Below are 10,431 nucleotides of genomic sequence, written 5' to 3' on the forward strand. Positions count from 1 at the left end.
TCATTTTATAGAATAAAATAGTAAACTAAGAATATATTTTTAAAAAATACATTCTTATAGCCCAATCTTTTTCATAAGGTATGTTTAAAACATTTGGAGTATGCTGGGATATCAGAGGATAACTTCTGTTAAATGAAGTTATCATTGCAGAATGTTGTATTCTACCTTTTCTATTTTCATAGAATATTAAATCGCCTGGTTCCAGCATTGATACAGAGTCGACCTGCATACCCTTGACACCATATAAATTTTTTGCGGCGTTGGTTTTTAGATACCAGTAAAGAGAACCGGCTACAGCCCAGGAAACTGACCAGTTCTTGCTGGTATACCACCACCTGTTTTTACCTGAAAATACCATTGGAGCACCTCCAGCTCTGAGACATTGTGATATAAAGTTTGTACAGTCACCTCCATTGTCGCCTTGTACAAGAAAATATTTATAAGATGGATTTGGTGATTGGGCATATTTTACGGCATAATTTACGGCTTTAGCCCTGGAATAAAATAAGTTATTTCTATAGTTCATGATTGCTCCACAAAATTATTTACGGTATAGTTTATGTGAATATGACCTAGAAAATTACCTGTTCTATATGATTTTATCCTGGAAGTTTATTTGTGGTATAATTAAAGTCTGTATAAAATATAGGATATCAGGGTGGTAGGATGAATAAAGACAGATTACTGCAGTTATTTAATGAACAGATAAGCGGAAAAAATCATGCCAAGGGAATGAGAATTATAGACAATGATCTGGTTTCTTCTATAGAGATCACAAACAGGGAGACACTTGTGTATATAAAGGGCAGAGTCATTTCGGAAAGCCTTGTAAGTGAATACAATACGGAAATTGAATTGGATGCGGAGAATAAAAACATAGTATCAACTTACTGCAGTTGTCGAGATTATGAAAATAATGAATTCCGAAGGGAAAACTATTGCTGCAAGCATCTGATAGCTACTTTTTACAGGGCTGCTGACAAATTAAAAGATTTTCCTCTTTTGTGTGAATCAGAATCTGAGAATATTTTTCAATCTAAATATAAGAATTTGGATACTTTATCTGTGCTTTTAGGTGATGAGAAAAATAAGAAGGAGATAAAAATAGAAGTTTATGTGGATAGAAATCAATGGGAGAATAAGATCTCCGCTCAGTTTAAAATAGGGCTTACTTCAATGAGTTCAGGAAATCTCTATGTACTTAAAGATATAGATCAATTTTTGCTGGTAATTTACAATAATATACCTGTAGTCTATGGAAAAAATTTCACTCTTGATATGAAAAAAGATAAGTTCAGCACGAGGGATAAATGTCTTGTGGATTTTATTCAGATGCTGAAAAGTGTAGAGGGAAGCTCCACATATCGGGGAAGAGTAAAGAAGTCAAATATAGATGGGAAATATATACATATACCAGATTATCTGGTGAGAGAATTTTTTAAAGTAATAGAAAAACACAGGGTATATTTAAATGAAGGATTTTTATATAGGTGTGTTGAAACTGAAATACTTGATAGCCCTCCACCACTGGAATTTGATTTGAAAATGGTAAAGGAGGATTATGTTTTAAGGGTTCTAAATGGAATGCCCATGGTTTTGGGATCTAGAAACAATGTGTTTTTCTACGGTTCAACCATATATCTTCCAGACAGGGAATACTGTTTTAGAATAAAGCCTTTTCTTGATGTATTCAGTGGAAACAATTCAGTTGCATTTCAGGGAGATGAGGAAGATGTCATACTTAGAGAACTGATTCCAAGGCTTAATTTATTGTCGGATAATATTGTTTTGTCAAAAGCTATAAAGAACAAGGTGGTAAATGAAAAATGCGAGTTTAAATTTTACTTTGATAAAGAGGGCACCAGGATTATACTTATTGTCAAAGTAAAATATGGTGCTTTTGAGTTTAATATATTTGAAGACTATACCGGAAAGATCGTATATAGAGATTCCAAAAAAGAGGAAGCTGTTTTGAAGACATTAGGATCACTTGGATTTGAAAGAGTTGAAAATAAATTCCATTTTATGAGGGGAGATGACTATGCGTTCAGATTTTTTAAAGAGGAAGTAGGAAAACTTCAAGAAATGGGAGATGTGTTTTATTCTGAAAACTTCAGGGGTATAAAATTTATAAAAAGTAAAGACATAAGTGGAGAGATTAAATCAGGGAAATATGACTATTTTGAGATGGGGTTTAAACTTGGGGATATACCTTCAGAGGAAACAGCTTCAATACTCAGAGCTTTTAGAGACAATTTAAAATATTACAAATTGAAAACTGGAGAATATCTGGATTTGGAGGAGCTAGAACTTAGAAAGTTTTTAAAACTTCTGGATGTGGTTTCTCAGAGAAATATAAGGGATAATCACATTGAGATAGATAAAAATAAGAGCGTTTATATAAATAACTATATGAAAAAGAATCATATAAGATATATAAAGGGAACAGCTGAACTTAAAAGAATAGTTGATAAATTCAAGAATGTAAAAGATCTTGAATTCAAGGAACCTGAAAATTTAAGAGGTACTTTGAGAGAATATCAAAAAATAGGATATAATTGGCTTAAGACACTGGATTATCTTGGATTTGGAGGAATACTGGGAGATGAAATGGGACTCGGGAAAACTCTGCAGGTTATTGTTTTTCTGCTGTCAAGTACAGGAAGCAGGTCATTAATTGTTGTGCCTACATCCCTGGTGTATAACTGGATTTATGAATTTGAAAAGTTTGCCCCGGATATGAAGATAGCAGCGGTGAATGGCTCAAAAAGCTGTAGGGAAAAACAGATAAAGTATATAGATGAGTATGATGTGATTATAACTACCTATGGTCTTTTAAAAAGAGATCTTAAGATCTATAAGAATATAAAATTTGACTATTGTCTGCTGGATGAGGCCCAGTATATAAAGAACCCCCATTCTCAAAATGCTGAAGCTGTAAAGAACATAAATGCAAGAAGAAGGTTTGCTATTACAGGTACTCCTGTAGAGAACTCCGTCATGGAGCTCTGGTCCATATTTGACTTTATAATGCCGGGATATCTGTATGATGAGAAGAGATTTAGTGTGAGGTATTACAAGAGATTCAAAGAAGAATCTGTGGTAATTGAAGATCTGAAGAAACTTGTAAAACCATTTATCTTGAGGAGAAGAAAGAAAGATGTCGTAGGGGAACTGCCGGATAAAATAGAAAGAACTGTCATGGTAAACATGGGAGATAAGCAAAAAAAAGTTTATGGAACCTATGCAAGACATGCCATTGAGCTCATTGAGAAGAAAGTAAAGGAGGATGAATTTAAAAACAGTAAAATTGAGATACTGGCATACATTACAAAATTGAGACAGCTTTGTCTTGATCCATCTGTAATAATGGAAAATTATAATGGGAAGAGTGCAAAAATTGAGGCACTTGTGGAGCTTTTAATTCAGAGTACGGAGGAAGGACATAAAGTACTGGTGTTTTCACAATTTACTTCCATACTTAAAAATATTGGAAACAGGATGAAAATAGAGGGTATAGATTACAGTTATCTGGATGGATCTGTATCGTCCAAAGATAGAATGACATTGGTAGATGAGTTCAATACCGGCAGTAATTTGGTATTCTTAATAAGTTTAAAAGCAGGTGGAACAGGATTGAATTTAACTTCTGCGGATGTAGTAATTCATTTTGATCCATGGTGGAACCCTGCAGTAGAACAGCAGGCTACAGACAGAGCACATAGAATAGGTCAGAAACATGTAGTAGAGGTTATAAAGCTTGTGACCAAAGGTACTATCGAGGAGAAGGTAATACAGCTGCAAGATGAAAAGAAGAAACTTATAGACAGCCTGCTTGGCGGAGAGCTTTCAGGAGGCCAGGGAATTGCTTCGCTGACAGAGGAAGAGATTTTAAAATTATTTGAGCAAAAAGTATAGCTGCCGGGTAAAGTGCGTTTGTGTTATACTATTTTAAGAAGTTGTTCATATTTGGCCTATAATGGATAAAAATATATAGGGGAAAGAAGAGGTGAAAAGACCTGATTGCTGAAAATCAGGCTTAAAAATGAGCGGGTATAAAGAAATGACATTAAGCACCATAGGTTATTATTTGAAAAGCGTAGGTATATTTCCAGAGGATCATGAAATTGAGAGCAGAGAAATAGGGGATGGCAATTTAAATTATGTTTTCAGGGTGGTGGATCTAAATGATAATAGGAAAGTTGTTGTAAAACAAGCGCTTCCCTATTTGAAAATTGCAGGAGAAGGATGGAAATTGACTTTAGACAGAAACAGAATAGAAGCTGAGACACTTAAACTTCAGGACAAAGTTTGTCCAGGCAGCGTTCCAAAAATATACTACCACAGTAATGAATATGCATTGACTGTGATGGAAGATCTAGGTGATATGGAAATCCTGAGAAAAGCCATGATGGAGATGAAAACCTTTAAAAATTTTCCTCAGCAGATAGGGAGGTTTATGGCAAGGAATTTATTCCTGACATCGGATATGGGAATGGGTCCTATGGAAAAGAAGAAAATTGTAGGAAAATTTATAAACCCTGAATTATGTGATATAACTGAAAAGCTTGTTTTAAATGATCCTTACATGGATGCCAGCTCCAATGAAATTAATAAATATATAAGAGATTATGTCAAAGAGGAAATCTGGGAAAATGAAAAAATATGTCTTGAAGTTTCAAAATTGAAGAATATATTCATGACAAAAGCCGAGTCACTGCTTCATGGAGATTTGCATACAGGTTCTATATTTATAAACAGTGAAAAGATTATTGTATTTGACTGCGAGTTTGCATTTTATGGACCTTATGGATACGATATGGGACTGCTGTTTGCTAATTTTATTTTGAATTATGTTTCCTGGGAGGGAAGAAGAGATAAGTCTAAAGTGGAAATTGAACGTTATAGGGTCTATCTTTTAACTTCAATAGAAGATATATGGGGGGAATTTTTAAAGGAGTTTAATTATCTTTGGCAAAATAAATCAAAAGATATAGTAACGAAAACAGCTGGTTACAGGAAATATTATGTGAGAAATCTGCTTCATGAAACCGTTGGGTTTTGCGCCTGTGAGATAATGAGAAGAATTATTGGAATGGCCCATGTACCTGACATAGATGCAGTAAAGGACCTTAGGGAAAGAGCCAAAGCTCAGATAATGGGATTAAAAGTTGGACAATCTATTCTCCTAAATAGAGACGATGTTGATTCCATTGATGAATTTATAAAATTAATTAGAAATTCTGCAAAATAAAATTTGGGGAGGTAAGAAAATGTCTGAATTATTTGCTATTAAGTGGGAAGATGGAGAAGATAAGCTTGTACTTTTGGATCAGACAAAATTGCCAAACTATATAGAGTATAAAACTTATGGTACGGTTGAAGGAATTTATGATGCTATAAAGACGATGATAGTAAGAGGTGCACCTGCTATAGGGGTGACAGCAGGTTATGGACTGTATTTTGGAATTAGAAGTGCGCCTGAAGATTCTTTTGAAAAATTTTATAACTATGTAGAAGAGAAAGCGCAGTATTTGAATTCAAGTAGACCTACTGCTGTCAACCTTTCCTGGGCATTGAAGAGAATGCTTAGAAAAATTAAAGATGAAAGTGATAGACCAATTCCTGAAATAAAGAAAATACTTAGGGATGAAGCCAAAAGGATTCACAGTGAAGATATCAAGATATGCAGGAGCATAGGAGAAAATTTGATTACACTGCTCAAGGATAATATGGGAATATTAACTCACTGCAATGCAGGACAGCTGGCCACATCAAAATATGGAACGGCTACGGCACCTATGTACATTGCAAAGGAGAGGGGATGGCATCTTAAAATATATTCAGATGAGACAAGGCCTAGGCTTCAGGGCTCTACCATTACTGCACTTGAACTCTACATGGCGGGAATAGATGTGACAACTATTACAGACAATATGGCAGCTGTGGTTATGTCTCAGCACAAGGTTGATGCTGTAATAGTAGGATGTGACAGGATAGCTGCCAATGGCGATACGGCAAATAAAATAGGCACTTTTGGAGTTTCAATTTTGGCGAGGTATTTCAATATACCGATGTATATAGCGGCACCTACACCGAGTATAGATTTAAATACTCTAACTGGAAAGGATATACCTATAGAGGAGAGGGATCCTGAGGAAGTCACCTGCAGATTTGGAGTCAGGACTGTACCTAGTGGAGTGAAGGTATATAATCCATCTTTTGATGTAACACCTCACGAAAATATAACTGCCATAGTAACGGAAAAGGGTATAGTATATCCGCCCTTTGGAGAAAATTTAAAAAAGATAATCTAAACTGAAAATTGAAGGTAGAAAGGGGAGTATTATGCTTGAAGATAAAAAAGAAGAATTGGCTGCGGTGGCAAGAGAAGCAGAAGAAGAGGGGCTGTGCAAACATAAATCTGGAAATTTTAGTATTAAGGATAGAGATACAGGATGCGTATTGATAACTCCCTCGGGAGTAGACAGGAAGGATTTAACTGGCAGGGACATATGTGTACTGGATCAGGATTTGAATGTAATAGAAAACAAAAAAGATTATAAACCAAGCAGTGAAGTACTGATGCACATTTATGCCTATAATTCAAGAAAGAATATTAGTGCTGTAGTACACACTCACTCACGATTTGCAACATCTTTTGCAGTTTTGAAAAAAGAAATTCCACCAATTGTATATGAATCTGTATACTATGGGGGAACTGTATATGTGGCACATTATGAAAGGCCCGGCACAAAAGAATTGGCTCAGTCCATAGTTGGGCCACTTAAAAAATCGGATGCATGTTTATTGGAAAGCCATGGAGTTGTAACCGTAGGTAAAGATATAGAAAGTGCCTATCTTAAAGCAAGATATGTAGAGGAAATAGCGGAAATATATTATAGAGCTTTGCTGCTGAACAGCAATAAGGAGCCTAATGTTCTGCCTAAGGAAGAGTTGAAAAAATGGAAATATCCTTCCTACGTGAAATTTAAATGAAGTGGAAAGATATTTTTAAAAATAGAGTATTTTTTGGACAATGACGGGAAGAGGCACAAAAGGCAGGAGTTTTGAAATGAAAGAGGTTTGTGCCATTACCTGTCAATGTCTATAACGTCAGTTTGTAAAAAATAAAATTAAAGTGCAGGTACTTTTTCGAGCAGATACCTGACGTCTTTTAATTTACTGCGTATTGAAATGCCTTGAGGACATAGAGATTCACATCTGCCGCATTCTTTGCATTTTGAAGCCCTGTGTTCAGATGAAATGGAATTGTAGGTATCGTCACCTTTTCCAAAAATACTGTAATTGTTATAGGCACTGAAACATCCTGGAATATTTACGCCAGATGGACATGGCATACAGTATTCACAGCCGGTACAGTTGACTTTCATCTTTGAATTAAAGACATCCTTAACTTGATCAATTATTTTCAATTCTTTTTCTGTCAATAAATTTGCCTCAACCTTGCTTGCTGTCTTTATGTTTTCCTTGACTTGTTTCATGGAGTTCATTCCACTTAGGACAACTTTCACTTCTGGGTGATTCCATACCCATCTCAATCCCCATTCAGCTGGTGTCCTCTTAAAGCCCGATCTATCAAAAATAGCTCTGGCTTCTTTAGGCAGGCTGTTGACAAGTTTTCCTCCTCTAAGTGGTTCCATAATTGTAACTCCAAGTCCCCTTTGGGCGGCATATTTTAATCCCCTTGTTCCAGCTTGAAAGTTTTCATCTGAATAGTTGTACTGTATTTGACAAAATGACCAATCATAATAATCTACTATTTCTTTAAAGAGTTTTAATTTATCATGAAAGGAAAATCCGGCATATCTTATTCTGCCATCTTTTATAGCAGAGTCTAGGAATTCATCAACACCATTTTCATTTACTCTTTTCCAGTTGTCACGGTTAAGTGAATGTATCAAATAAAAGTCTATATGATCTGTTTCTAAACGCTTTAATTGTTCATTTAAATATTTGTCCATGTCACTTCTTTGATTTATTAACCAACTGGGAAGCTTTGTGGCCAAATTGACTTTTTTCCTGTAACCGTTTTTTAATGCTTTTGCTACAAGAGGCTCACCTTCACCCCCTTTTGTTGAACTGTTTCCGTGGTAGGTATATGCGGTGTCCACGTAATTTACACCATTGTCGATTGCATAACGAATTAGTTCTATGGCCTTTTTCTCATCAATTTTACTGGAATCGCCTCCAGGAAGCAGTGGAAGTCTCATACATCCAAAACCTAAAATTGAAACCTTTTCATTTGTTTTACCAAAACTTCGATATAACATTTGCCATCCTCCCTTTTATTAATAATTGTAACAGATTGAGCATACAAATATTATAAATTTTAGAGTAAGCTCAGTATATACATAAGTAATATTATGTATACATAATATTATATACATAATGGTGAATTTTGCAAGGGGGGGGTCTGACCCCATTCCATTTTTTGGAATGGGGTCAGACCCCCTTTTATAGCTCCTTGTTTTTATAGGCTTCATAGGACAGAAAAAACGACAGCAAAAGTACGATCAGGCATATGGCCAGAATAATAAACCTCATTGTGATTTCAGAAATACCGCTCAAATAGATGATAAAAGGCTGAATTTTTTCGCCAAATATTTTTGCAAATGCCATAAAAACAAAGTATGTACCTAAGAACAATATCATCACCACATATCTTGTTTTTAAATATCCGTATTTAAAATATATGGGGATAAGTATACTGCTGAAAAGCAGAATACTTATCAGGGCTACTATTATATCTTCAGTATTTACACTTGCAGGGGGTTGTACTATGCCTGTATATTTTGTAAAGATAAAAACTAAAGACAAAACTACTGTGCTGATAATCAAAACTATAAACAGAGACAGGTATCTTGATATAACTATATTTATTCTATTGATAGGAAGGCTGTTCAGCATCATTTCAGTTCTTTCGTCGCGATAGAAACTGTTACTTAAAAATGCGTAGCCCGTAAAAACAGCGGTAGATGTATAGATAACACTGGTATTATCTTTAAAACTAATGGTAAATAATATTGAAATTAAGACAAGTATAACAAAGGTTCTTTTTTGTAAAAGTATATCTTTTAAAACCAAATTCCACATTATTTGTTCCCCCTTATAGTGTATACCATGATATCGTCCAGAGTGGCTTTCTCAATTATAACCTTGTCCTTGAACAGCTTTTTTATTTCAGAGCTGTTGTCGGTCAAACCTTCAAATCCAAAGGAATTTTCTCTTATACCTACGAGTTTTTTCCTGATATCGGGCTGCAGCAGATTTTTATCACCTTTTACAATGCCGTAACTGTCTAAAATATTATCTTTTGTGTCTGAAAAAACTATCCTGCCTGAATTTAAAAAAGTGATGTAATCCGCTATTTTTTCAAGATCCGTTGTTATGTGGGTGGAAAACAATATTGCTTTGTTTTCATCCTGGATTATGGAGTAGAGTATATCCAGCATTTCACTTCTGAAGACCGGATCCAGTCCTGAAGTGGGTTCATCCATTATGATGAATTCGGCATTGTGGGAAAGGGCAATGGCAAGAGAATATTTCATCATCATTCCCTTGGAAAGCTGTTTTATTTTTTTGTTCCCGGGGAGATTGAATTCGTCCATATATCTATTGAAAGTTTTATCGTCCCAATCTTTATAAAAACGGGATATGATATTTTTCATAGCTGTTGTAGTCAGATCCTCGTAAAAATAATTTGCATCATATACGAAGCCTATCCTTTGTTTTATCTGCTTTTCGTATTTTAAATTGTCCAGGCCAAAAACCTTTATAATCCCTGAATCCTTTTTTACAAGATTCATTATGAGCTTTATGGTAGTGCTTTTACCTGCACCATTTGGACCTATGAGCCCCATAATGTATCCTCTGGGCAAATTGAAACTTATATTGTGCAGGGTAAAATCCTTGTAGGTTTTACCTAAATTTATAATCTCCAGAATGTTATCCATGATATCTCCTCCATTTACATATTGTCGTATAGAATATCCAGCATTTCTTCCAGATCTTTTTTTGTAAGGTCAATGATTTTGCTCTCTTCTATGGCTTCCATCAATTTGTCTTCAATCGATTTGATCTTTTTTTCTCTTAAAAGATCCTTGTTCTGTGATGATACATAAGAGCCTTTTCCAGGAACTGTTTCTATAAAACCTTCCCTTTCCAGTTCTTCGTAGGCTCTTTTAGTCGTTATGACACTTATTTTAAGTTCTCTGGCAAGATTTCTTATTGAAGGAAGAAGTTCACCTTCAGAAATGCTGCCTTTTATTATATTGTCTTTTATCTGCTTTGTAATCTGTTCATAAATAGGATCCTTTGATATATTGGAAATAATTATGTTCATAGGTAGTACTCCTTTGAAGATCATATATACTGTATATATTAATATATACACAGTATATACAATAT

At 34.8% G+C, this 10,431-nt stretch carries 9 protein-coding genes; 4 read left to right on the forward strand and 5 right to left on the reverse strand.

All coding sequences use genetic code 11. From position 1 onward, the window contains the following. Positions 1-25: 25 nt before the first annotated feature. Complete coding sequence (locus tag J5G60_RS13075; RefSeq protein ID WP_150355806.1) at positions 26-526, reverse strand: amidase domain-containing protein; 501 nt, start codon at positions 524-526, stop codon at positions 26-28. A gap of 140 nt (positions 527-666) precedes the next feature. On the opposite strand from J5G60_RS13075, the gene J5G60_RS13080 reads away from it, so the two are divergent. The 4 genes from J5G60_RS13080 to J5G60_RS13095 all read left to right on the forward strand — a co-directional run bounded on the left by J5G60_RS13080 (position 667) and on the right by J5G60_RS13095 (position 6,999). Next, the gene (locus J5G60_RS13080; protein WP_150355805.1) at positions 667-3,918 is read left to right on the forward strand and encodes a DEAD/DEAH box helicase; all 3,252 of its coding nucleotides are present in this window, start codon (positions 667-669) and stop codon (positions 3,916-3,918) included. A 127-nt stretch (positions 3,919-4,045) separates the two neighbouring features. After that, positions 4,046-5,254: an S-methyl-5-thioribose kinase gene (gene mtnK, locus J5G60_RS13085; RefSeq protein ID WP_150355804.1), complete on the forward strand. Its 1,209-nt coding sequence runs from the start codon at positions 4,046-4,048 to the stop codon at positions 5,252-5,254. Positions 5,255-5,273: 19 nt separating this feature from the next. Next, the gene (mtnA, locus tag J5G60_RS13090) at positions 5,274-6,317 is read left to right on the forward strand and encodes an S-methyl-5-thioribose-1-phosphate isomerase (RefSeq protein ID WP_150355803.1); all 1,044 of its coding nucleotides are present in this window, start codon (positions 5,274-5,276) and stop codon (positions 6,315-6,317) included. Between the two features lie 31 nt (positions 6,318-6,348). Beyond that, positions 6,349-6,999, forward strand: a complete 651-nt coding sequence (locus J5G60_RS13095; RefSeq protein ID WP_150355802.1) for a class II aldolase/adducin family protein — start codon at positions 6,349-6,351, stop codon at positions 6,997-6,999. Between the two features lie 137 nt (positions 7,000-7,136). Here J5G60_RS13095 and J5G60_RS13100 read toward each other — a convergent pair whose 3' ends face one another. From J5G60_RS13100 to J5G60_RS13115, 4 genes are all read right to left on the reverse strand, one after another. After that, positions 7,137-8,294, reverse strand: coding sequence for an aldo/keto reductase (locus J5G60_RS13100; protein ID WP_150355801.1), 1,158 nt, complete (start codon positions 8,292-8,294; stop codon positions 7,137-7,139). A gap of 184 nt (positions 8,295-8,478) precedes the next feature. Continuing rightward, positions 8,479-9,117 (reverse strand): ABC-2 transporter permease, encoded by a 639-nt coding sequence (locus J5G60_RS13105; RefSeq protein WP_150355800.1) that lies wholly within the window; start codon positions 9,115-9,117, stop codon positions 8,479-8,481. Then, entirely contained in the window at positions 9,117-9,977 is an 861-nt protein-coding gene (locus tag J5G60_RS13110; RefSeq protein ID WP_150355799.1) for an ABC transporter ATP-binding protein, read from the reverse strand. The genes J5G60_RS13105 and J5G60_RS13110 overlap by 1 nt, the downstream gene beginning before the upstream one ends. 14 nt (positions 9,978-9,991) lie before the next feature. Then, a complete protein-coding gene (locus tag J5G60_RS13115) occupies positions 9,992-10,366 on the reverse strand; it encodes a GntR family transcriptional regulator (protein ID WP_150355798.1) in 375 nt (124 codons plus the stop codon). Positions 10,367-10,431 lie beyond the last annotated feature (65 nt).

Source organism: Clostridium sp. HV4-5-A1G (genome assembly GCF_900184915.1).
Lineage (GTDB): Bacteria > Bacillota > Clostridia > Clostridiales > Clostridiaceae > Clostridium_B > Clostridium_B aromativorans.

What these genes read in the sequence shown, in the direction of transcription:
- J5G60_RS13075 (WP_150355806.1), bottom strand. Translation starts at nt 526, where the DNA reads ATGAACTATAGAAATAACTTATTTTATTCCAGGGCTAAAGCCGTAAAT.
- J5G60_RS13080 (WP_150355805.1), top strand. Translation starts at nt 667, where the DNA reads ATGAATAAAGACAGATTACTGCAGTTATTTAATGAACAGATAAGCGGA.
- mtnK (WP_150355804.1), top strand. Translation starts at nt 4,046, where the DNA reads ATGAGCGGGTATAAAGAAATGACATTAAGCACCATAGGTTATTATTTG.
- mtnA (WP_150355803.1), top strand. Translation starts at nt 5,274, where the DNA reads ATGTCTGAATTATTTGCTATTAAGTGGGAAGATGGAGAAGATAAGCTT.
- J5G60_RS13095 (WP_150355802.1), top strand. Translation starts at nt 6,349, where the DNA reads ATGCTTGAAGATAAAAAAGAAGAATTGGCTGCGGTGGCAAGAGAAGCA.
- J5G60_RS13100 (WP_150355801.1), bottom strand. Translation starts at nt 8,294, where the DNA reads ATGTTATATCGAAGTTTTGGTAAAACAAATGAAAAGGTTTCAATTTTA.
- J5G60_RS13105 (WP_150355800.1), bottom strand. Translation starts at nt 9,117, where the DNA reads ATGTGGAATTTGGTTTTAAAAGATATACTTTTACAAAAAAGAACCTTT.
- J5G60_RS13110 (WP_150355799.1), bottom strand. Translation starts at nt 9,977, where the DNA reads ATGGATAACATTCTGGAGATTATAAATTTAGGTAAAACCTACAAGGAT.
- J5G60_RS13115 (WP_150355798.1), bottom strand. Translation starts at nt 10,366, where the DNA reads ATGAACATAATTATTTCCAATATATCAAAGGATCCTATTTATGAACAG.